Annotated in this window: 22 protein-coding genes and 2 pseudogenes; 12 read left to right on the plus strand and 12 right to left on the minus strand. The window is 27.1% G+C overall.

All coding sequences use genetic code 11. The features are described 5' to 3' along the window. Positions 1–86 precede the first annotated feature (86 nt). Positions 87–2,270, minus strand: coding sequence for an ATP-binding protein (locus NSA50_RS05095; protein WP_257443457.1), 2,184 nt, complete (start codon positions 2,268–2,270; stop codon positions 87–89). A 143-nt stretch (positions 2,271–2,413) separates the two neighbouring features. On the opposite strand from NSA50_RS05095, the gene NSA50_RS05100 reads away from it, so the two are divergent. Next, on the plus strand, positions 2,414–3,775 hold the full coding sequence (locus NSA50_RS05100; RefSeq protein ID WP_257443458.1) for a DNA adenine methylase: 1,362 nt from the start codon (positions 2,414–2,416) through the stop codon (positions 3,773–3,775). A 574-nt stretch (positions 3,776–4,349) separates the two neighbouring features. Then, a complete protein-coding gene (locus NSA50_RS05105; RefSeq protein WP_257443460.1) occupies positions 4,350–4,508 on the plus strand; it encodes a hypothetical protein in 159 nt (52 codons plus the stop codon). Positions 4,509–4,779: 271 nt separating this feature from the next. On the opposite strand, the gene NSA50_RS05110 is transcribed toward NSA50_RS05105, so the two are convergent. From NSA50_RS05110 to NSA50_RS05155, 10 genes are all read right to left on the minus strand, one after another. Continuing rightward, complete coding sequence (locus NSA50_RS05110) at positions 4,780–5,073, minus strand: hypothetical protein (RefSeq protein ID WP_257443462.1); 294 nt, start codon at positions 5,071–5,073, stop codon at positions 4,780–4,782. Between the two features lie 345 nt (positions 5,074–5,418). Beyond that, positions 5,419–5,766 (minus strand): hypothetical protein, encoded by a 348-nt coding sequence (locus tag NSA50_RS05115; protein WP_257443464.1) that lies wholly within the window; start codon positions 5,764–5,766, stop codon positions 5,419–5,421. A 72-nt stretch (positions 5,767–5,838) separates the two neighbouring features. Next, positions 5,839–6,099 carry a hypothetical protein gene (locus NSA50_RS05120; RefSeq protein ID WP_257443466.1) on the minus strand — a complete coding sequence of 87 codons (261 nt, stop codon included), beginning with the start codon at positions 6,097–6,099 and terminating at the stop codon, positions 5,839–5,841. A 65-nt stretch (positions 6,100–6,164) separates the two neighbouring features. Then, a complete protein-coding gene (locus NSA50_RS05125; protein ID WP_257443468.1) occupies positions 6,165–6,305 on the minus strand; it encodes a hypothetical protein in 141 nt (46 codons plus the stop codon). A gap of 57 nt (positions 6,306–6,362) precedes the next feature. Continuing rightward, entirely contained in the window at positions 6,363–6,734 is a 372-nt protein-coding gene (locus tag NSA50_RS05130; protein ID WP_257443470.1) for a YopX family protein, read from the minus strand. Positions 6,735–6,804: 70 nt separating this feature from the next. Beyond that, on the minus strand, positions 6,805–7,071 hold the full coding sequence (locus NSA50_RS05135) for a hypothetical protein (RefSeq protein WP_257443472.1): 267 nt from the start codon (positions 7,069–7,071) through the stop codon (positions 6,805–6,807). A 23-nt stretch (positions 7,072–7,094) separates the two neighbouring features. Further along, the gene (locus NSA50_RS05140; protein WP_257443474.1) at positions 7,095–7,274 is read right to left on the minus strand and encodes a hypothetical protein; all 180 of its coding nucleotides are present in this window, start codon (positions 7,272–7,274) and stop codon (positions 7,095–7,097) included. A gap of 58 nt (positions 7,275–7,332) precedes the next feature. Further along, positions 7,333–8,538, minus strand: a complete 1,206-nt coding sequence (locus NSA50_RS05145; RefSeq protein ID WP_257443476.1) for a ParB/RepB/Spo0J family partition protein — start codon at positions 8,536–8,538, stop codon at positions 7,333–7,335. A 94-nt stretch (positions 8,539–8,632) separates the two neighbouring features. Continuing rightward, complete coding sequence (locus tag NSA50_RS05150; protein WP_257443478.1) at positions 8,633–9,385, minus strand: ParA family protein; 753 nt, start codon at positions 9,383–9,385, stop codon at positions 8,633–8,635. Between the two features lie 79 nt (positions 9,386–9,464). Next, positions 9,465–9,683, minus strand: a complete 219-nt coding sequence (locus tag NSA50_RS05155; protein ID WP_257443480.1) for a hypothetical protein — start codon at positions 9,681–9,683, stop codon at positions 9,465–9,467. A 551-nt stretch (positions 9,684–10,234) separates the two neighbouring features. Here NSA50_RS05155 and NSA50_RS05160 point away from each other — a divergent pair. From NSA50_RS05160 to NSA50_RS05200, 9 genes and pseudogenes are all read left to right on the plus strand, one after another. Beyond that, positions 10,235–11,587 carry an IS110 family RNA-guided transposase gene (locus NSA50_RS05160; RefSeq protein ID WP_257443482.1) on the plus strand — a complete coding sequence of 451 codons (1,353 nt, stop codon included), beginning with the start codon at positions 10,235–10,237 and terminating at the stop codon, positions 11,585–11,587. Between the two features lie 579 nt (positions 11,588–12,166). Then, positions 12,167–12,682, plus strand: a pseudogene (locus tag NSA50_RS05165) (pirin family protein); the annotation flags it as partial. Positions 12,683–13,022: 340 nt separating this feature from the next. Then, complete coding sequence (locus NSA50_RS05170) at positions 13,023–13,775, plus strand: hypothetical protein (protein ID WP_257443484.1); 753 nt, start codon at positions 13,023–13,025, stop codon at positions 13,773–13,775. Between the two features lie 160 nt (positions 13,776–13,935). Continuing rightward, positions 13,936–14,214, plus strand: a pseudogene (locus tag NSA50_RS05175) (pirin family protein); the annotation flags it as partial. A 369-nt stretch (positions 14,215–14,583) separates the two neighbouring features. Beyond that, the gene (gene nifJ, locus NSA50_RS05180) at positions 14,584–18,111 is read left to right on the plus strand and encodes a pyruvate:ferredoxin (flavodoxin) oxidoreductase (RefSeq protein WP_257443486.1); all 3,528 of its coding nucleotides are present in this window, start codon (positions 14,584–14,586) and stop codon (positions 18,109–18,111) included. Positions 18,112–18,655: 544 nt separating this feature from the next. Beyond that, a complete protein-coding gene (locus NSA50_RS05185; protein ID WP_207733843.1) occupies positions 18,656–18,976 on the plus strand; it encodes a PTS sugar transporter subunit IIB in 321 nt (106 codons plus the stop codon). A gap of 26 nt (positions 18,977–19,002) precedes the next feature. After that, positions 19,003–20,343 carry a PTS sugar transporter subunit IIC gene (locus NSA50_RS05190; RefSeq protein ID WP_257443488.1) on the plus strand — a complete coding sequence of 447 codons (1,341 nt, stop codon included), beginning with the start codon at positions 19,003–19,005 and terminating at the stop codon, positions 20,341–20,343. A 21-nt stretch (positions 20,344–20,364) separates the two neighbouring features. Next, positions 20,365–21,750, plus strand: a complete 1,386-nt coding sequence (gene pepV / locus NSA50_RS05195) for a dipeptidase PepV (protein WP_195266173.1) — start codon at positions 20,365–20,367, stop codon at positions 21,748–21,750. A gap of 313 nt (positions 21,751–22,063) precedes the next feature. Next, a complete protein-coding gene (locus NSA50_RS05200; protein WP_195266170.1) occupies positions 22,064–23,452 on the plus strand; it encodes an aspartate ammonia-lyase in 1,389 nt (462 codons plus the stop codon). 155 nt (positions 23,453–23,607) lie between these two features. On the opposite strand, the gene NSA50_RS05205 is transcribed toward NSA50_RS05200, so the two are convergent. Then, positions 23,608–25,215, minus strand: coding sequence for a sigma 54-interacting transcriptional regulator (locus NSA50_RS05205; protein WP_195266168.1), 1,608 nt, complete (start codon positions 25,213–25,215; stop codon positions 23,608–23,610). Between the two features lie 249 nt (positions 25,216–25,464). Here NSA50_RS05205 and NSA50_RS05210 point away from each other — a divergent pair, with 249 nt between their 5' ends. After that, positions 25,465–26,427, plus strand: a complete 963-nt coding sequence (locus NSA50_RS05210) for a N(4)-(beta-N-acetylglucosaminyl)-L-asparaginase (protein ID WP_195266158.1) — start codon at positions 25,465–25,467, stop codon at positions 26,425–26,427. Positions 26,428–26,437: the final 10 nt, after the last annotated feature.

A 26,437-nucleotide genomic window follows, 5' to 3' on the forward strand; every position in this document is an offset into this window, starting at 1 on the left:
TATGAAGTAGAAATATTAAAGTCATAAAATCTATATTAAACAAGAAAAGCTAAATCTATTTAAAGATTTAGCTTTAATAAAAAAGTTTATTGATTAAGCGAGGTTATAATTTTTTCTGAAAGAACATAGAGAGGTATAATAATATTATTGGCTATGTATTCAGCATTTTTTATGTCTGTCCACCTTGGAGTGTGAGTAATTGAGTTAAGTTGATTTGAACGAATACCAGGAGTATTATTATTATGAAACTCAGAACTAGTTACTTCAAGATAATTTTTTAATGCATTAAATCCTCCAAATAGTAATTCTATTTTATTTTTATCTTCTTTACTTAATTTATTTTTGCTTTTAAGTATTTCTAACATGCTATCACACATATTTTTTATATTTAACGAGAAATCTCCACAAAGATTTATTTGTAATGCGGCAAGATATCTTTTGGATATATCTTCTAATATAGAACGAAAAGCTATATTATATAGCAAATAAAAATCTGAATAATTCAATTTTTTGAGTTGCTCAATTAATTCATTATGTTCAATAAAAAGTGGAATATCAGATTTTAATATAGTTGATTTATTAAAAAATTTAGTGTTATTTTTTTTCATTTTTATTTGAGTTTCAGATGAATCAGAAGTAGATTCATTATCTTTAGATGAATCAGAAGTAGACTCATTATCTTTAGATGAATCAGAAGTAGATTCATTATCTTTAGATGAATCAGAAGTAGATTCATTATCTTTAGATGAATCAGAAGTAGACTCATTATCTTTAGATGAATCAGAAGTAGACTCATTATCTTTAGATGAATCAGAAGTAGACTCATTATCTTTAGATGAATCAGAAGTAGATTCATTATCTTTAGATGAATCAGAAGTAGACTCATTATCTTTAGATGAATCAGAAGTAGATTCATTATCTTTAGATGAATCAGAAGTAGATTCATTATCTTTAGATGAATCAGAAGTAGATTCATTATCTTTAGATGAATCAGAGGCATTAATTAGATTTTCAGGATATTGTACATAGTTGTTTCTATATGCAACATCTACTGCAAAAATTATATTAACTATAATAAATTTAACTATTTCAATTAACTTTTTGAATGATGCATCTTCATAGAAGTTAGCTCTTTCATTTGTTATTTTTAAGGCAGAGGTACGTTCATTAAGTTTATTAAAATTAATATATCCTAATACATTATGAAGCATTAAAGTAGTAAACTTATTAGTTTGACTAAGACGACTCAAACTAAGCCAATCATTTTCAGGATCTAAGTATGAATACATTGCAAAGTTGTTTACAAAAATACGTACCCCGTAAAGAAAGTCATTGTATTTTGTTTTTAACTCTTTAGGAACCTTATCTTTTTTTATAAAAAAGCTACCATAGAAATCTTCTAGATTAGCATCTAAATAATTAAATGAAGTTTTTTGGGCAAATATTGATTTGGTTAAATTAAAATTTTCATTAAGCAATTTCTCTAAATTAATAGTATTATTTAAAGGAATAGTTAACTTTTTATATAGTTCATTAGTTTTTATTTCTTTAATACCTTTTTTGAATGGAGGATTGGCTCTTTTAAAAGAAAATTCTAAAATATTTTCTTTAGATTTGAAAGAAAAATCAACTTTGTAAATAAATAGAGTATCCAAATCATCTATGTTACAACATAAAATATCATTATTTTTTTTATTATCAATAAATAAATTAATATTTATTGGATTAGTATTAGTGAAATGAGATAGAGTTACATGTCTTAGTTTAGCAATTTCATCTTTATCTGTTAAAACTTTTATATCTTCTTTTTTTATATTTTTTATTAAAAAGGTTGTACCACATTGAGTGGTTTTAGGTGCTTTAGTATATGTAAGTTCACCTTTAGCTTTTTCCCAACTAATAAAAAATGATTGTTTTTTATTAGTTGTTTCAATTTTGACTAAGTCAGATAATGAAAAAGCAGATAAAATTCCTAGACCTTTATTGCCGGCGTAAAAATCTCCGTTATTCCTTTGGATATTATCAGGTGATGATTTTTTTGTTGAGTATCCTGCATTGCCTAAATTAATAATATCTTCTTCATAAAAGCCATCACCATTATCTTTAATAGTTATGCAAGAATCTTTAGTATCGATGAGTATATCGATTGTTGAAGCATTTGAATCTATTGAATTTTTAATAATTTCAGATATAACTATAGTTGGACTACCAACCATACCTAAGATTTCTTCAGTTTTTTCGTGAGCAAGTTTAACTGGAACTTTATTCATAAAACACACTCCTTCATATATTTTTGTAGTATTGTAGAATATTTTATCATATATAGAATATTTTATAATATAAGTATATATAAATTAAAAGTCTTGGACAAGTGGAAAGAAATAATATATTATTAACATAGGGAGGGATAGAGTTGGATATAAATGATAGTAGTTTGGTAGAATGTTTTGAAAAGTTAGTTTATGATAATCCAGATTATTGGGATTTTAGGGAAGCAAAAAAGGAACATATTCATGGGATATTTACATATCCGGCTACAATGGTACCGATGATGCAATCAGAAATATTGAGTTCTATATTAAGATTAAATCCGAATATAGAAAATTTATTAGACCCATTTATGGGATCAGGAACAGTGCTTGTTGAAGGCATGATAAATGGGTTAAATGTTTATGGGATTGATATAAATCCTTTGTCATATTTATTGTGTAACTTTAAAATAAATCCTTCTATAGTGGAAGCATTAGATAAATATAAAGAGGATATATATAAATATTTAGATGCAAAACAAAAAAAAATTGAAATTAAAAAATTTAAGAATAGAGATAAATGGTATAGACAAGATATTGCAAAATATTTAAGTGAGATTTCAGCTGGAATAAAGGTGATTGATGACAGAGAAGTTAGATGTTTTTTTTGGATATGTTTAGCGGAAATTAGTAGAATATGCAATAACTCTAAAAATTCTACGTTTAAACTTCATATGAAATCAAAAGAGGAAATTGATAATTTTCAATTTGATGTTATTAAAAATTATAAAAAAATAGTTGATGAAAATATTGATAGATTACGCAAGTATGTTAGCATAAATAAAAACTTAAAATATAGTAATACTAACCTATATGAATATGATAAGAAAAGAAAGGTGTTTTTAGGAGATTCAATAGAGGTAATACAAAATAAATTTAGAGATAATTCTATAGATTTAATTATAACATCTCCGCCGTATGGAGATAATCAAACTACTGTTACTTATGGACAGTTTTCAGTATTACCATTAAGATGGATTGATAAAGAAGATATATCGGATGAAGTTGATAATTTTATGATTGATATAGATAGTAGAATAGACTCGTCTAGTTTAGGTGGGAAAAGATATTCGGAAAATATAATTGTTGATAGTAATATTTTAAAGCATAGTGAAACTCTTAACTATATTTATATTACGCTTATTGAAAGTGGAGAAAAAGAAAAGGCTAGAAAGGTAGCTTCATTTATAATGGATTTTAACAAGATAATTGAGCAAATGGCTAGAGTATTGAATATAAATGGATATATGGTTTTAACAGTAGGAAATAGAAGAGTGTATAATAATGAAATTAGATTTAATCAAATAATAAAAGAACTCGCGAATTTATATAATCTTGAATTAATTTACGAATTTAGTAGGAAAATATTAGGGAAGAGAATCCCTAATAAGGTTTCAAAATTAAAAGATAATAAGTCAGTTAAATCGATAAGTAAAGAATATATATTAATATTAAAGAAAAAATAAGACGTTTGTTATAAACGGCTTATTTTTTTCTTTAACAAATAATGAGGTTACTCAAGTGGAGATCTTTTATAATGGAAAAAACCGTACAAGGTAAGTGGTTAAAGGAATAACACTATAAAAAACTAATCGGCTCACCACCGATAATATCTCCGTTAGATGGGTAAGGCTAAAATCTTAGACAACCTTTTATAAGAAGTATTAGAAGTGGAGTGCCTGTACTAGAGGAGTTTGATATTTGCTCCTAGGGGTATATTGGGAGTTACATGGTAGTATACTTGATAAAACTAGACCTAAGCGAGTTTGACCGATATAGCAGAGTTTCTGTGAGAATAATATTATTGTTCTTCCTTTTAAGTGGAGTTAAATTTTTTATTTTAAATTTTCCACTTAGGGGGAGAGCGAGTGAATAAAGCTAGAAAACTAGCTTTATATAATTGCTTTGGTTTATAGTAAAAGTGAAATGAAAAATGCGAAAATTGTAAAACGAGCGAAGGGGAAATTAATAGATATTTAACAAATTAAATATGATAATTTATAATTATATATAGAAGGAGGGAAGTGGATCCAAAAAATTATGATACCACCATATAAATATGATAAAGAGTCAGAAACAGTAATAGATAGATACATATGTCCTAAATGTCATATTGTGATAGAGGAATTAAAAAGAGATGTTAGATGTGCAAGGACTAAGTTAAGAAGAAGTTCTTTTATATATTATTCTATTTGCTAAAAATGTAAAAAGAAAAAATAATATTGAATTAGCACATAAAAAAGGTGTCCCCTGGGGACACCTTAGAAGGAATTAAAGATAAAAATATCAATGAAAAACACTAATTCCAACTACGAATAAGTGTTTGGAGTAAATATCCCTAAAAAACCAAAGTTGAAAAAATGATTTTTTAAGACAAGTATAAATTATACTTGTCTTTCTTATTATAGTTTAAATAGAGTATGGATTTCAAGAGATATAATTATTAAGATGTCCTCGGGGGACAACGATTTTAATATTCTTCGGGAAGTAATATAGTAGTTAGGAAAGTATCAATAGAGTAATCATATTCTCTAAAGAACCAAATTTTAATGTTATGTATCATATATACGCCCATAAATCTCTCATTATATTCAGAGTTAGGAATTAATAATAACTCATCTTGTAATTTCTTATCTTCATCAGATAAAATCCCCCAATCATTAGAAGTAAACTGTATTAAAGCTGAAAGTAAATCTTTATCACTAAAAATTCCATTTTCAATTAAAGAATTAACTCCTTTTGTCATAATTATTTTTGCTTTCATAAATAGCACCATTCCTTTCGTGTTGTTGTTTTTTTGACAAGCCAAGAACTACATATAGGAATGAGTTGTAAAGGAAAATGAAATAAAAAATTTTGGCTGCTATGCCAAAGGATCATGGCTGACAAAAATTTTTAGGGAATGGCTTTATAACTTTAATGGATATATGATAGGCTGGTGCTTCAAAAAAACAAATAAAAAAAGAAGTCCATAAAAAGGACTTCTTACTTAATAGGAAGCACTCCATCGGGTACATGCTTATAGTAAAGAATATCTAATTTTATTGAAACCTAATAAGTGGGTGATGGGAATAGTGCAAGGAGGAAAAAGTAGATAAGTACACATTAATTACTTTCCTATTAATAAAACATTTTTAATATCAGTTATATAAACATTACCATCTTTACTTCTTATTTTAACAATAGAGTTATCATAATTTCCCCAATTTTCAACTTCTACCTCAATTTGTTCATCACCTAAGATAATAGTTGCTTTTTCAATTTCCCATGAAGTATCAAATAATTCTTTAGTAGAATTATCAACTGGTTCAATATAATACTCTGATGGTTTCGTATTTTCAATATATTCTTGGGTTATAGGTATATTTATAGGACTATTGTCATTAGTTACTGTATTATCACAACCATTTAATAATAAACATATTAATAATAAACTAAAAAATAATATTTTTTTCATATCCATCTCTCCTTTAAATATCATTTATAATTAAAACCGGTATTACTTGTAAAGTTATATCACAACTTTGATTTAATTCAACAGATCTTCAATTTTTTCTGTGTTATCCAAATATTCATTTAATGTAACTGGGGTAATTAATTCTTTATTTATATCAAAACTTTTTGCAGTCAATTCCTTCCCTACTTTAACCAACTCTTTGTATTCTTCTTTTGGAACGTTATAGGTTTTCCAATCTAATGTAACACAACTATAAACCTCTGTTGGATTTCCATATTCATCCTCTCCCCATCCCGCTTCCTTTTCTACTCTATAACATAATCTTATTTTCATTTATACTCTTCCTTTCTTTAATTCGTAGTATATTTATACCATGAACTATATTATTGAATTGTTCGCTACTTTATTTCCTTGTAACTAACAACAGAACTACCGTAGACACAATTAGTATTTATATCTTGAAATAATCCATTTATTTGCCTACATATAATTTTAACTTTATCATTACCCACAATAACCTCAAATAATTGTTCCTTCATATTCTCTCTACCTTCTTTCGCAATAATTTCAGACTTCTAATAGTTTTGAATTGCGTATTAAAATAATAAATCCGAATTATTGTATATATCTCCTACTTTCTCTAATGTAAATGCTCTTAAACCATAATAATGTTTTTCATTATTGCCCCATTTATTATCATTCCATTCAAGCATATACATTGCACCTTCTGAAAAAATTATTTTACAAGTTATATTGCATTCTCTACACTTAACAATATCGCCCTCATATAACTCAATTCCATTAATATCATTTATGTTTGTATATTGATTTATTTCATAGTTATCAATTACCATGCCATCATTTTTATATATCTCTAATCCAGTTCCATCAATAGTTATAATAATATTACTTAAATCCTCAAATTTATTTGTCTCAAAATTTCTAACTCTAAATTTAATTTCTCTCATTTTTTACCTCCAATTTAATTCGTAATAATTTCATATTAAGTTATATTAAGGTGTCCCCAGGGGACACCAATTAATTAAAATTTAAAGATTTATAATGGAAATAGCTTAAATCTTTTCCAAGAGCTTGCCCTATAAGAGTACATTCAATTAATGAAGGTGTACTTCCTTGAACTATTTCATTTATTCTATCTAATGTTATAGTGCAGATTGATTTAACTTCTTTAGTAGAATTTTTATTTATAATGTGGACTAAATTTTTATTTGTAACATTATTCTTTTCCATTAATTTTATTACTTTTTGACAAATAAGATTTTCTTTTTTAGTGTTATAAAACATTAACTTGCATCTCCTATTATTATTTATTTAGAAATCTTTTCAGATTTTATAGAAATATTACTTTTATAAACTTCAAAATATTTCTTTTGAGTTTTAATAAGTTCTTTATTACAAGCTTCACTTAATTCAATAATGTGAGTATCAGTTAAATTGTTTAAAGTTGCAGTATTATTTAATTTTATTAGTTTATCATCTTTTAGCATAAAAAACTCCTTTCAAATTTATTTATATAAGGCGTCCCCCGGGGGACACCGTTATTATTTAATTTAATTTATTAGAAATATTATCTAAAATAGATGTAGCCATCATAGCTTTTTTAAGTTCTTCTAATATATCAGAAGATATATTTATATTATTAGCGTTCATTTTTTTATATTGTTTTGATATTGCTATTAATCCACTAGATATACTTCTTAATTCAGATATTAATTTGTAGTTTTCTTTAAGAACTTCTGAATTTTCATCTTTTGCTTTAGTCTTAGTTTTTAATTCTTCAAGTTCTTTTTTATAACGTTCTTTTTCTTCATTACTAGCTTTTACTTGATTTTTAACTTCTTCAATAATGCAACCATATTTGTTATTAAGTTCTTGTTTTACTTCAATTCTTAGTTGACCTTCAATTTGTTTAATTTCTTCTTCATTTTTAACATTATTTTCATTAACTTTAGCTTTAAGTCTAGCATTTTCTTCGATGATAGCTTGTTTATTTTTAAATTCTATTTCTTTTTCTTCTTCAATTTGTTTTAGTCTATTTTTTAAGTCAATAGCTTCTTTTTTATTAAGTTCAACCTTATTATTTATAATATCTAAGATTACTTTTTGATTATCTTCGCTTAAAGTAGAAAATTCACTAGCATTAGCAATAGTTAAGTTACCATTTTCAAGTATTTCTTTTAATTCTGGAATAAGATTATTATTAATACTTTCATATCTACTAACTTGTGTTGCTGATAAATTTAAGTCATTAGCAATTAGATTTCTAATTCTTCCAGGAATATTTTCACCATTAGCTTTTTTAGTAGTATATAATTCTTTAAGTCTTCTTACTTGTTCAAGCTTTTCTAAATCACTTAATTCTCTAGTTTGTGCATTAGCTTGTATTAAGATTATTTCTGCGTCAATGTCATTAGCTTTAATAACCTTACAAGGAACAAGAGCGAATAGGTTATTACCTTCTTGAACTAATTTATTAAGAGCAGTATATCTTCTTTCACCACTAATAAGTTCATATGTACCATTTTCAAGTTTTCTAACTACTAAGTTATGATTTAATCCATTCATTTTAATATCCTCGGCTAATTCATCTACATTTACTATTTCATAGAAGTTTTTTTCATTTCTTTTAATATCTTTTATATCTATGTATTCAACCTTAAAATTATTTTTAGCTTCAAGTGTATTAGATTTTTCTATATTCTTGCTTATTCCGTTTAACATTCCTTCGCTTATTGAAAATTTCTTACTCATATTAAAAACCTACTTTCTTAATTTTTTTGTTAAAATATCATATTAGATTTATTATGTATTAGGTGGTGTCCCCGGGGGACACCATATTTACTTTTTAAAAGACTTCTTTACAAAGTTCTTTATAGTTAATACTAGCCCTAGCTTTTTTATTACTAAATACTACCGGACATTCTTCAAAGGTACTTTCTATTACTTTTACATTTTGCTTAATAGTAGTATTAAATAGTTTGTCACCTAATAGATTTTTAAGTTCTTGTTTTATAAGTTTGTTTACGGTAGTAGCACTATCCATTGTTATAAAACAACCTTTGAAATTAAGGTTAGGATTAAATTCATCTTTTATTTCTTCAATACGTTCAAGTAAATATTCAAGACCATCTAAAGCAAATTTATCAATTTTAATAGGTACAAATATTTCATCAGAAGCACATAGAGCATTGACAGTAATTATATTTAAACTTGGAGGACAATCTATTAAACAGTAGTCATATTTTTCATTAACTTTTGATAGAGCCTTAGACAATCTATTTTGTTGACTTCTAGTATTATCAACAAGGATATTTCTTTCTGTAAAAATTAAATTTATGTTTGCAGGTATTATATCTATATTTTCAAAATCAGTTTTTTTAATTACTTTATGTATATCTAAACTTTTATCAAGTAAAACATTTGATATTTGTAAATCTTCCATACTATATGTTTTAAATAATTTTGTTAAGTTTGATTGAGGGTCTAAATCTATTAGTAAAACTTTATATCCTTTTTGACTTAAACAAGCTCCTAGATTAGCAGTTGAAGTAGTTTTAGCAACTCCTCCCTTTATGTTCATAATTGATATTTTTTTCATAGTTAATTCCTTCTTTCTTTAAAATATTTTTTATTGATTATGTATTTATATTGTGGTGTCCCCAGGGGACACTCATTAATTACTTTTTAAAAACTTGTATATATCTAACCTTACGAGGTATCTTTTGACCTTTTATTGAAACAAAATCATTATGTCCTTTTGAATAATAGACAATATTAAAATCTTTCAACTCATTAACATTTTTAATTTTCATATCTCCCAATAGGTCAATTCTAAGTCTTGATTTATCAGCTATCTTTTTATCAGTAGCTGATAAGAAAATTTTAAAATCTTTCATATAATCAAATCCTTTCATTTTGTTTTAAAACTCTCGGTTAGCACCTCGGCGTTGTTGTTTTTTTGTTGAGCCAAAGACTACACATGGAAAGTGCTTGTCAAAAAACCGAAGGTATATAAAAAGTTTTTAGCTGCATACCTACTGGATCTGCTGATAAAAAGTTTTTATGGTTTTTGATAAGTAAACTTGGAGTGTGATAGGCTTGTGCCACAAAAAAACAAACTTAATTAAAAAGTCCTTTAGGGACTTTTATCTTATTTGGTATTTAATGAAAACTAACAAATTTTTAGATGCTTTGTATTAAGGAATCTTTTTAATATAGATATATAAGAATTCAAGAGTTATATTTACCTAAATTTAGGCAAAAAATAGAAGGATTTAGAAGATTAATAGAGATTTAATAAAAACTTTATGCTATTATTCTAATTAATTTTTTTGAGAAAATCTTGGTATTGAAAGAAAAGTATTGAAAAAGTATTGAAATAATACTTTTAATACTAACTTTATAATACAGGTTTTATATAGCGAGTAATATTAAGGAGAGTGTTTTTATGAATAGAAATGATAAGAAATTTTTTGTAGGAATAGATATAGGAAAGGAAGAAAATTGGGTTGCTTTTTTAATAGAAAATAGCAAAGAAGAAATAAGAAAAAGAATTAAAATTAAGAATAATATATATGGTTTCTATAAGTTGTTAGATATATTAGAATATTACGAAAAAGAAGAGAATATAAATCGAGAAGAATTTATATTAGGTATAGAATCAACAGGTCATTATTGGCAAAATTTTCACAATTTTTTTAGCAAAAGAAATTATGATGTGGTTATGGTAAAGAATAGGCTTGTTAAATTAAAAAGAGAAGCTAAATATTCTCAAAAAGGAAAAAATGACTCTATAGATTCTCATTGTATTGGATTAGTAGTAAAAGATGATGACTATTTTGAAATAAAAGAAAAAAATAAAAATTATGCTTCACTAAAGAGATTAACAAGATGTAAAGAAGATTACACTAAGACTAATACTCAAAATAAAAATAGATTAAGAGCTTGGCTAGATGTAAATAATCCAATATATTTAATGAACTTTAAGGATATATGCTGTAGAACTGGATTAGCTATACTTAGAGAATTTCCTTCTCCAAGAGATATTATAGATAAAGATATAGAAGAAGTTAAAGAAATTTTAAGAAGAGATGAAAGAAATAAAAGAGTATCATATAGAACAGTTAATGAATATTTAAAGTTATGTAAAGAGTTATATGAGGACACTATAGAAATTAATATGGGGGATAGGGAAGAATTAAAAATTTATTTAATGCAAAATGAAATGTTAGAAGAGCAGTTAAAGAATATTAATAAATCTATAGATAAGCTTATGAAAGAAACTATAGATATATATGATGAAATTACTGAAATTAAGGGTCTTGGAATTGGTGATTTAAGCACACTTCTAGCAGAGATAGGAGCTATAGAGAACTTTGATGACGCAAGATCGCTACAATCATATATGGGATTAGGAATAAAAAGCGAGAGTTATGGTAAAAATGAAATTACAAAACCTAAAATTACTAAGGCAGGGAATAAGTTAGGGAGAAAAGCATTATATCATATAGCAATGAATTTAGTGGGTAGAAATGAAGATTGGAGAAAAGTATATTGTTATTATAAGTCCTATAATAGAAGAAATCCTAATTCTAATAAAGAAATGCTTGTGGCTATTGCTTGTAAATTTTTAAGGGTATTGTATGGAATGTTAAAAACTGGGACAGGTTATAATAGAAAAGAACTACTTAGAGCCTTTGATTTTAATAAATGTAATAAGGAGATGTTTATTTCAGAATATATAGGTGAAAAGAAAAAGTGGACTGTTACAGAAGAAGAAATTCAAGAGTTATTTGGTTAATAGTATTGAAAAAGTATTGAAATGGTATTGAAGTAATTTAATAGAAAGTAAGTATAATCAATAGCTGAGAGATAAAAAAATATACACTAATGCTAAATATTAAATATATATATAATACTATATATGATAATGAAACTATAAGATGAAAAAAATTTAATAGAAAGAATTGATTAGTATAGAAAAATACAATATAATTAATAATGTAATGCAGATAGAATAAGATACTTAGAGCATAGACTCGGAGAGATAGAATAAATCGCATTATTCCAAGGTGTTATGAGGAACAGTAATTTTAGAGAAGTAAATTCAACATTACTCGGCAAACGAGTGTCTTGAACACCTATAAAAATGAAAAGATGTAAAGCGTACATTATTAATCAATAAGAATTAATAATAGACCTTTACATCTTTTTTTATAAAAAAATGCACAATATAAAGGTCTGTTAGTCGTGTCTAAAATTAGTAGAAGAAGAATATTCTTTTAAGAAAATCATCAATAAGTAAAAATGGCATATATAGAAAAAATGAAAAACTAAGAAAAACAGAGTAAATGAGAGATAATTGCTTTTACTTAAACGAGTATCTTATGTAGTTGAGGGAGAATTAACTCATGGAGATACAATGGGAAATAAAAATACTATCTCTAGAGGTCATGTTCAATACATGAGTGCAGGAACGGGAGTATATCATAGTGAATATAATTTAGGGGATAGTACTGCTAGGTTGTTACAAATATGGGTTATTCCAGATAAAAAAGGATATAAGCCAGCATATGGGGATTATAGATTCAATTGGGACGATAGAAAAAATAAATGGCTTAATATAGTTTCAAGCAAAGATGGAGATGCTGCTATTAAAATTAATCAAGATGCAAATTTTTATGTAGTAGAACTAGATAAGGGAAAAGAAATAGATTTTCAAGTTGGTCACAATAGACAGGCTTATTTAGTTCAAATAGAAGGAAATTCTACAATTAATAATGTAGAATTAAATGAAAGAGATGCACTTGAAATAATAGAAGAAGATATTTTAATCAAGGCCGATAAAAAATCACATATACTTGTGATTGAAATGAAAAAGCAGTTAAAGTGGTAAAGTAGGAGAATTATCTCCTACTTTTTTTATATAAAATCTAAATATTAGATTTATTTAGTAGAACGAGAATATTTGTTGAATCTAAATATTTTTAGGTAATGATGTTTGTTGATTAAACCTTAATAGCGTCTTAACTTTACAATATTGGAGTGGTGAAATATGAGGTTTTACAATATATATATTTGGATTATATATATATGAATACAAAGAACAGTAAAAAAAATTGGTTGATTGCAATATTTACATAAAATAGAAAATGAAATAATATATATAATGATTTGTATAATTACTTCTCTCACAAGTTATCTATTTTGGAATTATGGATTAAAGAGATTTGAAAGTGTTGGAAATTAATGAGAAAGGAATTGATTGTATGGAAAGTTTTATAGAATTTAAAAATAGAATATATTCTTTTGAGAAAATATCTATTCTAGATAATTTGCAAGAACTTGTAGTTAATTCAGGGGTAGCAGATAAAGTGAATTTTGATGGAAGCATAAAAGATTTTTATGGTGATACTGTAGTGTTTGAATTAAGTGAAAATGAAAAAAAACTTATATCAATGTTACAAGATATTCTATATAGTAATTGCAATAAGTATTTATCAGAAAGGTTGCCTATTGCTACTTTACATATGACTTTACATGATCTAAATAATAATAGTAATTATAAAGTTATAGAGGATACTATTATTAAAAATAGAAATAAAATGAATAATATTTTTCATAGACTTTCTAATATAAATCAACAAGAAGCTATTAAAATGAAGAAAAGTTATGTTTTTAATCTTGTAAATACTAGCATAGTATTAGGCCTAGAACCTATTGATGATGATAATTATAATAGACTGATATACTTATATAATAAATTTGAAGAAGTAAAAAAATTAGACTATCCATTAACTCCGCATATAACATTAGCATATTTTAGAAATAAGGATATTGATTATGTAGGAATAGAAATATTAAAAAGAACAATTGAAGAAATGAATAAATATAAATTAGAAATAAATCTTGAACTAAAAAATCTTTCTTATAAGTATTTTTACAGCATGATAGAATATAAAAAAGTTTTAAATATTAGCTCTAGATAAAATTTATTGTAAATATATGGGAATTCAAATTTTAGATCAGAAGGTAGATTTATTAATCAAATAGAATATCTAAAATAAAAAATAATGGAGAAAATATAGAGCAATTGCTATGTTAAGAAAATTGGACCATAGAAACATTGGAAAAAGTAATTTAGGTCGGCTTAATATAGTTTCAAGCAAAGATGGAGATGCTGCTATTAAAATTAATCAAGATGCAAATTTTTATGTAGTAGAACTAGATAAGGGAAAAGAAATAGATTTTCAAGTTGAATCTAATAGACAGGCTTATTTAGTTCAAATAGAAGGAAATTCTACAATTAATAATGTAGAATTAAATGAAAGAGATGCACTTGAAATAATAGAAGAAGATATTTTAATAAAAGCTGATAAAAAATCACATATACTTGTGATTGAAATGAAAAAGCAGTTAAAGTGGTAAAGTAGGAGAATTATTCAAATATAGTAGTATAGATTAAAAAGTATATAAATATTGAAAAGTATATAAATATTAAAAGTAAGGTAAGTCATGATAGAAATGATTTACCTTATTTTTATATCATAGTGAAATAGATAGTGTGGTATAAGTATTTAGTTCATATATTTTTTTATAGATTAAGTAAAGAAATTTAGTTTAATAATTATCTAGAAATAATAATTATCTTTTAAATTTAAGAAGATTTTGGTATAGTATTTTAAATACATGTATTTAATATTGAATAATAGACAAGGTCTATGCAAATACTTAAATTATTATAAGTTAATTTATAAATGTAGTTATTTTTAAATCATAAGGAGGATTAATAAAGATATGAGAAAAACAAAAACAATGGATGGGAATACTGCTGCTGCATATGTTTCCTATGCTTTTACAGAAGTAAGTGCAATTTTCCCAATTACTCCATCTTCACCTATGGCAGAACATATGGATGAATGGGTAGCACAAGGAAGAAAAAATATTTTTGGAAAACCAGTTAATATAGTGGAAATGCAATCAGAAGCTGGAGCAGCTGGAGCAGTACACGGGTCACTTCAAGCTGGTGCTTTAACTACTACATTTACAGCATCTCAAGGTTTATTATTAATGGTTCCTAATATGTATAAGATGGTGGGTGAGAGACTTCCAGCAGTTATACATGTTGCAGCTAGAGCAATAGCTACATCATCATTAAGTATATTTGGTGACCATCAAGATGTTATGGCTGCGAGACAAACAGGTTTTGCTATGTTATCTGAAGGATCAGTACAAGAAGTTATGGATTTAGCACCAGTTGCACACTTAACTGCAATTAAAGCTAGAATGCCATTTATTAATTTCTTTGATGGATTTAGAATATCTCATGAAATTCAAAAAATAGAAGTTTTAGAATATGAAGAATTAGCTAAGCTAGTTGATTATGATGCAATTAATGATTTTAGAAAAAATTCATTAAATCCTGATCATCCAGTTGTAAGAGGAACATCACAAAATCCAGATACATATTTCCAATTAAGTGAATCATTAAATAAATACTATGATGATATTCCAGAAGTTGTTGAAGGATATATGGCAAAAATTACAGAGCTTACAGGAAGAGAATATCATTGCTTTGATTATTATGGAGATCCACAAGCTGATAGAATACTTGTAGCTATGGGTTCTGTAATGGAAGTTGCAGAAGAAGCTATAGATTACTTAAGGAAAAAGGGAGAAAGGGTTGGGCTTGTAAAAGTAAGACTTTATAGACCATTTTCAATAGAAAAGTTATTAAAAGTTATACCAGAGACTGTTAAGAAAATAGCTGTTTTAGATAGAACAAAAGAGCCAGGATCAATTGGAGAACCATTATATTTAGATGTTGTTAGAGCAGTAAGTGAAATGGATAATCCACCTAAGGTATATGGAGGAAGGTTTGGTCTTGGATCAAAGGATCCATATCCATCACATATAGCAGCAATATTTGAAAATTTAAGTCAAGATAAACCAAAGAACAGGTTTACTATTGGTATAGAAGATGATGTTACTAATTTATCAATTTCACCAAAAGAAGAAATTGATGTTGCAGAAGAAGGAACAACAGCATGTAAGTTCTGGGGACTAGGATCAGATGGAACAGTAAGTGCAAATAAGAGTGCAATTAAGATAATTGGTGACCATACAAATATGTATGCACAAGGATATTTTGCTTATGACTCTAAAAAGTCAGGAGGAATAACTGTATCACACTTAAGATTTGGTAAAACTCCAATAAGATCACATTATGAGATAGATCAAGCAGACTTTGTAGCATGCCATAATCAATCTTATGTGTATAATTACAATTTATTAAAAGGACTTAGAAAAAATGGTACCTTTGTTTTAAATACAATATGGACTGAGGAAGAATTAAATGAAAAACTTCCTGCAAGCATGAAGAGATATATAGTAGAAAATAATATAGATTTTTATATTATTAATGCCATAAAAATAGCACAACAAATAGGTCTTGGTGGAAGAATTAATATGATAATGCAATCAGCTTTCTTTAAGCTAGCTAATATAATTCCACTAGAAGATGCTGTTAAATATTTAAAGCAAGCAGTTGTTACATCTTATGGTAAAAAAGGCGAAAAAGTAGTAAACATGAACTACGAAGCTATAGATAAAGGTATAGAGTCTTTAGTTAAGATAAATCCACCTGAAGAATGGAAAAATGCTGAAGATGATAAATTAGAAGAAAAGATGGATGTTCCTAAGTTTGTTGAGGAAATATGTATTCCAATAAACAAATTAGAAGGAAATCACTTGCCTGTATCTAAATTTATAGAATATGGAGCAGAAGATGGTACATTTATGGCTGGTACAACTGCCTTTGAAAAGAGAGGAATTGCAGTTAATGTTCCAGAGTGGATTCCAGAAAATTGTATTCAATGTAACCAATGTTCATTTGTATGTCCACATGCTGTTATAAGACCATTTTTAGCTACACCTCAAGAAGTTAAAAATGCACCAAGCAGCTATAAGAGCTTAAAGGCTAATGGAATTAAGGGAGATAAGGAATATTTATATACAATAGGAATAACTCCTTTAGATTGTACTGGATGTGGAAACTGTGCTCAAATTTGTCCTGCACCAGGAAAAGCATTGGTTATGAAACCTATGGATACACAAAGTGATCAAATAGAAGCTTGGAATTATGCTGTTGAAGAAGTTACTCAAAAGACAAATCCTATGAGTAAAACTACTGTTAAGGGAAGTCAATTTGAGCAACCATTACTTGAATTCTCAGGAGCATGTGCAGGTTGTGGAGAAACAGCTTATGCTAAACTTGTTACTCAATTATTTGGAGATAGAATGATGATTGCTAATGCTACAGGTTGTTCATCAATTTGGGCAGCATCAGGAGCAGCAACTGCTTATAGACCGAATTATGATGGTCATGGTCCTGCTTGGGCAAACTCTTTATTTGAAGACAATGCAGAATATGGTTTAGGAATGTATTTAGGTGTTAAAACAATTAGAGAAAGAGTTGCAGATAATATTAAGATTGCATTAGAAAGTGATATGCCTGAAAATACAAAGGCTGTATTAAAAGATTGGTTAGATCATAAGGATAGTGGAGAAGGAACAAGACAAAGAGCAGAAAACTTAACAAGAGTTTTAGAAGAAGAAAATTCTGAAATTGCAAAGGAAATTTTAAAGGATAAAGAATTCTTTGTTCATAGATCTCAATGGATATTTGGAGGAGACGGATGGGCTTACGATATTGGATATGGTGGTCTAGATCATGTTTTAGCATCAGGTGAAAATGTTAATGTTTTAGTATTTGATACAGAAATATATTCAAATACAGGTGGTCAATCATCAAAATCAACTCCAGAAGCAGCAGTAGCAAAATTTGCTGCAACAGGAAAGAGAACAAAGAAGAAAGACTTGGGATTAATGGCAATGACTTATGGCTATGTATATGTAGCGCAAGTTTGTATGGGTGCTAACTTAAATCAAACACTTAAAGCAATTGCAGAAGCAGAAGCTTATAATGGACCTTCATTAATAATAGCTTATTCAACTTGTATAAGTCATGGAATAAAGATGGGTATGTCTAATACTCCATATGAAGAAAAGAGAGCAGTTGAATCTGGATATTGGCATTTATATAGATACAATCCTGACCTAAAGGTTGCAGGAAAGAATGCATTTAGCTTAGATTCAAAAGAGCCAAATAGCAGTCTTAAAGAGTTCTTAATGGGAGAAGTAAGATATGCTTCATTAGCAAAAGCTTTCCCTGAAATAGCAGAAGAATTATTTGCTAAAACAGAAGAAGATGCTAAAGAAAGATATGAAAGATATAAAAAGTTATCTCAAGATGCTTTATTATAAGATTATTATAAAAAATATAGTTTGTTAGAATATTATTCAATATAATAATTAGTATAAGATAAGTAGACATATTATATAATATTAAGTAAAATAATACTAAGTTCTAAAATGATATGTACTACATAAGTGAAGGCAGAGATATAAATTTAAAAATAAAATAATAAATTATGAATATAGCCTTTAATATGTTCTATAGATTAACTTGCAATGCAGCAGGAAATTTTAAGAATGATTAAGGCTATATTTTTTTATTACAAAAGCTAATAATATATATCCTGAGATAAATCTTCTGATTGTATTCTTTTATAATGGTTATTGTATATATAAATTTAAAAAATGATACACTAGTATAAATTAAAGAAAAAATTATAAAATGAGTGTGTTTATATACGATACACTAAAAAGAACTATAAATTTATACCCCTAATATATTAGAAAAATATCAATAAAATAAAGAGATTAGAGAATTATTAAAAAGTTGGTATAAAACTTGCTTAGTATAATTGTACAATTAATAAATTAAATTTATTTAGGAGGAATTATTATGAAAAACATATTTTTATTCTGTGACGCAGGAATGTCAACAAGCTTATTAGTAACAAAAATGAGAGAGGTTGCTACTAAGCATAATGTAAATGTTAACATAGAAGCGCTTCCTTTTGCAAAATCTTTTGAAACATTAAATGAAAAACAAGTAGATTGTGTTCTTTTAGGGCCACAAGTAAAATTTTTACTAAAAGATATAGAAGGACTTTGTAAAGAAAAAAAAGTTCCAGTAGATGTTATAAACGCTGCTGATTATGGAACAATGAATGGTGAAAAGGTATTAAAGCAAGCAATAAAAATGATAAAAGCTAATCAATAAGATTAATAAAGAAAAGAGGGTATAAAATGAATAAGTTTGAAGCAATGTTAGAAGAAAAAGTTATTCCTATAGCTCAAAAGATATCTGCACAAAGACATTTAAGAGCTGTCCGTGATTCTTTTGCAACAATAATGACTTTCTTAATAATAGGATCTGTATTTATGATAATTGCAGATTTCCCTATACCGGGATGGGAAGATTTACAAGTGAAACTTTTTGGAGAAGGTTTCTATCAACTAATTAAAACTCCAGTAAGAGTAACTTTTGATTTTATGGCTGTTTATATAGCAGGTGCTATAGCATATAACTTATCAAAGAGATATAGAATAGATGCGTTTACAGTATCTTTAATAAGTATAGCAAGTTTCATTATATTAATGCCATTTGATAAGTATATTGAAATAGAAGGAACTTCTCACTATGTAGGAAGAATGATTGAAATGGGCAACTGGGTAGGAGCTAAAGGTATTATAGTTGCTATATTTGTAGGTATCGTAGTTACAGAAATATTTAATATATTTGTAAAGAAAAATATTTCAATTAAGATGCCTCCAAGTGTTCCAGAAGCAGTTTCAAAAGCATTCTCAGCACTTATCCCTGGATTCGTTATTATTACATTAATGCTAGTAGTTCGTACATTATTCCAAATAACTTCATATGGTTCAATATTCGATATGATTTATACAATGATAGCAGCTCCAGCGCAAGCTTTAGTTGGGAATAATATATTTGGAGCTATAGGATTAGCAGTACTATCTACTTTATTCTGGTTCTTAGGAGTTAATGCAACTTCAACATTAAATGGTGTTGTAAGACCGTTCTGGTTACAATTACAAGAAGAAAATATGGCTGCAATTCAAGCAGGACTTCAACCACCACATATTTTAACTGAACAATTCTATGATTTAGTTTACATGGGAGGAATAGGAGCAACACTTGCTGTTTGTATATTCTTAGCATTAAGAGCTAGATCAAAGCAATACAAGGAAATTGGTAAGTTATCAACAGTACCAGGTATATTCAATATTAATGAGCCAATTATGTTTGGATTACCTATGGTTTTAAATCCAATTGCATTTATTCCATTAATAGTAGCACCAGTAGTTCTTATTTGCATAAATTACTTTGCAATGAGTACTGGAATAGTACCAAAACCAAACGGAATTTACTTACCTTGGACAACTCCTCCAATAATTCAAGGATACTTAATTACTGGAAGTATAAGAGGTGCATTATTACAATTATTTGATATGTTTGTTGTTATGGGAATATGGTATCCATTTATTAAGATGATGGATAAGAAGCAATATGAATTAGAAGTAAAAGAAGCTGAAGAAGATGATGATGATTTTGATTTCTCACTATAATATAAAAGTGAGGTAATAAGTATGGATTTATTCAATAATCTAAAGTTAGAAGATGAATTTTTTAATGATTTATTTAGAATACTTAAAATAAACACAGTTAAAACTGAAAAACAAGATGATGCTCCTTTTGGGAGTGGCATAAAATCAGGATTAGAATGTATATTAGATATATGTAAAAGTTATGGCTTTAACACTACAAACTTAGATAATTACATTGGATATGCTGAATATAAAAATGAAGATAGTAAAGATTATGTAGGTGTACTTGGACATATCGATGTAGTTCCTGTTGGAGATGGATGGAATACAGATCCTTTTAATCCTGTAATAAGGGAAGGAAAGTTATATGCAAGAGGAGCATTAGATGATAAGGGGCCACTATTTGCTTCATTATATGCATTAAAGCTGTTGAAGGATTCAGATATTAAGTTATCTAAGAATGTTAGAATTATATTTGGAACTAATGAGGAATCAGGAACTGAGGATATAGATTACTACTTAGAAAGAGAAAAGCCACCAATATTATGTTTTACACCAGATGCATACTTTCCAATAGTTACTTCAGAAAAAGGAATATTAACTTTTGAGCTTACTCATAAAGTATGTCCTAGTGAAGAATACAAAATTGAATATATTAAAGGTGGTAAAAAGTCTAACATAGTCCCAGATATTTGTGAAATTAAAGTATCATTTAAAGATAGAAGCTTTTTAAATAATTTCAATAATTTAGATTTGAATAAGGCATATAATATTGAAACTCTAGAAAATGAAAATTCAATATTAGTAAAGGCTTTTGGAAAATCTGCTCATGCTAGCACTCCAGAAGAAGGAGACAATGCAGTATGCAAGATGATGGAGTATTTATATAAGACTTTGAACTTTAATGATGATTTTACAACCTTTTTAAAGGATTTTAATAATCTTATTGGAAGAGGCTATAATGGAGAAAATTTAGAAATTAATTTTGAAGATGAAGAATCAGGAAAATTAACTATGAATTTAGGTATTGTTAATGGAGATTCTGAAGAGATAAGAATGAGATTTAATGTAAGATATCCAGTAACTATTGATTTTAAGGAAATAGTTAAAAAAGTAGAAGAAAAATTAGATTTAAGTACATTAAATTTTGTAATGGGAAATCATAATTATCCATTACATTTTCCAAAAGATCATAGTCTTATAAAATGTTTAAAGAAAGCTTATGAGGAAACATTTAAGAAAGAAGCTAAACTTTTAGCCTCAGGTGGAGGAACTTATGCTAAATTAATGCCAAATACAGTAGCCTTCGGGCCTCTTAATGAAGGAGATCCTGATTTAGCTCATCAAAAAAATGAGTATATAGAAGTAAGTCAACTTAAGAAATGTATAGAAGCATATGCAAGAGCAATTTATGAATTAGCAAAATAATATAATGATAAAAATCTTAGAATGATTTTAAATTATTCTAAGATTTTTTTTATTGTTATAATTATAAATAAGGTTAATTAGAGTATAAAAGAGGAATAAGTTATAAATTAGTGTGTTAAATAGACTGGAAAATTTGGTTAGTGTATAAAATGATATTAGAATATCCAAAGAAAAAGTAATACAGTTTCTTGTAGTGAATAAATATTTTATAAAAAGTAACTATAAATCAATATTTATATATTTGGCATATATATTGCTTTCTAAATATAGTAAGAAAATGTTTAAAAGTATTTATTACTTAGGAGGTATTAAAATGAATTATAGAAAAGAAAGAGACTCTATTGGTGAAAAATATGTTGAAAAGGATGCTTATTATGGAGTTCAAAGTTTAAGAGGATATGAAAACTTTAGAATAAGTGGATTAAATATAAATAAAGAATTTATAAAGAATTTAGCAATAGTAAAAAAAGCATGTGCAATCACAAATGAGAAAACTGGAGAATTAAAAAAAGAGTTAAGTAATGTAATTATTAAAGCTTGTGATGAGATATGTGATGGAAAATATTTTGATCAATTTATTATAGATCCTATTCAAGGTGGAGCTGGAACTTCAATGAATATGAATATAAATGAAATAATAGCAAATAGAGCAAATGAAATATTAGGATATAAAAAGGGTGAGTATTACCCAGTTCATCCAAATGATCATGTAAATATGGGACAATCAACAAATGATGTAATTCCTACTGCAGCTAGTATAACAGCATATGAATTATTGGTTAGATGTATAAGAAATATTAAAGTTTTGGAAACTGAATTAGATGAAAAGGCTAAGGCGTTCATTGATATTATAAAAATGGGAAGAACAGAAATGCAAGATGCAGTTCCTATAAGTTTAGGATCTGAGTTTAAGGCATTTTCACTAGCTATGGGTAGAGATGCTAAGAGGTTAGAAAAAATTAAGGACTCATTATTAACAGTGAATTTAGGGGGAACAGCTGTAGGAACAGGTATAACAGCTAATAAAGAGTATATAAAAGAAGTTACAAAAGTGTTAGCAGAATTATTTGGAGAAGATATAAATCAATCAGAAGATTTAATTGATGGAACTCAAAATCTTGATAAGTATGCTGAGATTTCATCACAGTTAAAGGTTTGTGCTGTTAATTTAAGCAAAATTTCTGGTGATTTAATATTAATGTCATCAGGACCAAGAACTGGTTTTGGAGAAATAAAATTACCTTCAAAACAAAATGGTTCTTCAATCATGCCTGGAAAGGTTAATCCGGTAATGCCAGAAGTAATGAAGCAAATAGCATTTCAAATAATGGGAAATGATTTAACAATAACCATGGCAACTCAAAGTGGACAATTGGAGTTAAATGCCTTCTATCCAATAATTATGCACAATATATATGAGTCTATAATAATTTTAACAAATGGCATAGAAACTTTTATAGAAAATTGTGTTAAGGGAATCGAGGCTAATGAGATAAGATGTAATGAACTTGTAAACGGAAGTATAGGAATTGTAACAGCTTTAGCACCAGTGTTAGGATATGAAAAAGCCGCATACATTGCTAAGAAAGCCTTAAATACAGAAAGATATGTTAAGGATGTTGCCATTGAAGAATGTGATATGCAAGAAAATGAAGTAAGTAAGATATTGAACATTAAGGATATGGTGAACTTAGTAAGCTAATAAAGGGATTATATCTAAGTAACTAGTTCTAAAAGGAATATTTTGTTTTATTTAAAAATTAAATAAATTATATGACAAATTAATAGCACCTAGTAAGAATAATTAAATCTTATTAGGTGCTTTTTATTTTGAAAATCTAAAAATTAATTCGCAATTTATAGTTTAGAGGTATCTAATTTATTAATGCAGTAAATAGTAAATGTCATTAAGAAAATAAATTCTAAGTCAGATAAATTTATATTATATGTTTTTTCAATTAAAGATTTAATTTCCATAGTTAATGGATAGTAATCTTTGTAAATAGATTTTAGTTTATTCAATGAAGGCAAAGTGGAGTAATCCATAAGGTCGATTCTATCATAAATCATATCAATATGGATGTTAAAGAAAGTTTTAAAATCACTATTAGAAAGTTTTTCATTTATCTTATCATCTAATTCTAATAGTTTAGATAATAGTTCACTATATGCTGATTGTTCAAAATTGAAATTATAATTAGCCTTATTTTCAATTACTGAATCTATATATTTAGTAAAATAATTAATAATTAAATTTGTACAATTTTCTTTATGATGTATAGCACTATCTATATTATTTATAAAATCTTTGTAGCTTGATAAAATCATATGTTTCTGTTTTAAAAATGAATGACTTGTTATCTCGGTATTTTTATCATAAATAAAGTATCCATCTACTGAATTAAGAGATTCAATAAGTAGTTTTTCTCGATCTAAAGGATTATTAAGAGCTCTCTTAATATCTAAAGGCAAATCTGGACTATTAATTTTTATATGCTTTTTATTATTTATAAAATACTCGGAATAAGCATTAGCAACAGCAAGAATAATGTCATTTTTTAATTGTCCAACATTATATGGACAATCATATGACAATAAACATAACATTGAGTTTTTTGATACAAGCACAGGTTTATCTAGCTTTATACTTTCTTCTTTAATAAAAGATTCTATTAAAGTCAATCGCTCTTCTAAAAGTCTTTCATTTAAATCAGGTAAATTTATCTTTATAGGAATTCTTCTTATAAATGTATCTAATAATGATGAATTTATATCTTTATTAGTAGCGCATATTATACGAGCGGAAGATTTAATTCTTTTAGATACTTCTCCTAATCTCTTGAAGTATCCAGTATCCATAAAGACAAATAGCATTTCTTGGCCTTCATTTGGAAGATTATGAATTTCATCCAAGAATAAAATCCCTCCGTTTGCTTCTTCTATTAATCCAGGTCTATCTTCGTTAGCGCCAGTATATGTACCTTTTTTTACTCCAAATAATTGAGCACTTAGTAATTGAGTATTACTTGAATAGTCTGAACAGTTAAAATGGATAAAGGGCATATCTTTTGTATCATCTAAAGAATTAGCATATTCATGCATAAGCTTTGCTAGCATGGATTTACCAACCCCTGTATCTCCAATTATTAAGGAGTTCATACCATTTGGAGGGTATAATATTGCAGTTTTAGCTAATTTAATTGCAGGGGCAAGTGAGGGATATAAATAACTAAGCCTATCCATAGAAGATTTTTTAGAAAAATCAGTAGCGTTGGGGTTATTAAAAAAATATTTTACTGGACGGCTATTATTTTTAAATAGTTTTCCTTTCTTTAATAATATATTTAAATCTTTACTTACATTTGAACGTTCTAAATTAAGGTATTTACTTATATCTAAAGTGGTTATACCATCACCATTATCAAGTTTTTTGACAGTATTATAAATTAAATCTACTCTTTTCATAAATGATCCCTTCTGATAAGTTTATTATTTGTATAAAAGATTTATTTAATTTGTATTATTATTATTAAAAATATTAAGTTACTGTATTAAAAGTAAGTTAAATTATTGATATATGTATCATTTTACAATACACTTATATGAAAAGGCAATTGATAATTATAATATTCTCTAAAATACCAGTTACATAAAATGTTGGCATAGATATTGCTTTTAATAATTTCATAGTTAATTGAATTGGAGGAGAGACTTATGAAATATGCAATGATAGCAACGTGGAGAATGGCAGTCGAAGGAATAACTAGTTCAGCAGAATTGTTGATAAATGGAAAATCAGCAGGAGATGCAATAGAAAATGCAATAAAAATGGTAGAAGACTTCCCTTTTTATAAATCTGTAGGGTATGGCGGATTACCAAATGAAGAGTGTGAAGTTGAGTTAGATGCAGCTTATATGGATGGTGATTCCCTTTCAATTGGTGCTATAGCTGGAATCAAAGATTTTAAGAATCCAATTAGTATAGCAAGAAAATTAAGCAATGAGCAAGTGAATTGCTTTTTACAGGGGGTAGGTGCAGAAGCATTTGCTCATAAAAATGGTTTCGAAAGAGTTAATATGCTTACAGATAGAGCAAAATTGCATTATGAAAAGAAAAGAAGAGAAATAGCAAAAGAGGGATTAAGTCCATATGATGGACATGATACAGTTGGAATGGTAGCACTTGATTCTAATAAAAAAATGGTAGCAGGAACATCAACTAGTGGTCTATTTATGAAGAAAAAAGGAAGAGTAGGGGATTCACCATTATCTGGTTCAGGTTTCTATGTAGATAGTGAAGTTGGAGGTGCTACTGCAACAGGACTTGGAGAAGACTTAATGAAGGGCTGTATATCTTATGAGATAGTAAGATTAATGAAAGAAGGGCATCATCCTCAAGAAGCAGCTGATATGGCAGTTGAAAAATTAGATAAAGAGCTTATAAGAAGAAGAGGTAAGGCTGGTGACTTATCAGTAGTAGCATTAAATAATAAAGGAGAATTTGGAGTTGCAACAAATATTGAAGGTTTCTCATTCTCATTAGTTACAGAAGATTTAGAGCCAACAGTTTATGTGTGTAATAAACAAGAAAATGGCAAAACTACTTATGAAGTAGCAAGTCAAGAGTGGTTAGATGCATATTTAAAAAGAATTAAATCGCCTATAACATTTGACTAATATAAGGAGT

This window comes from Clostridium mucosae (genome assembly GCF_024622765.1).
Taxonomy (GTDB): domain Bacteria; phylum Bacillota; class Clostridia; order Clostridiales; family Clostridiaceae; genus Clostridium.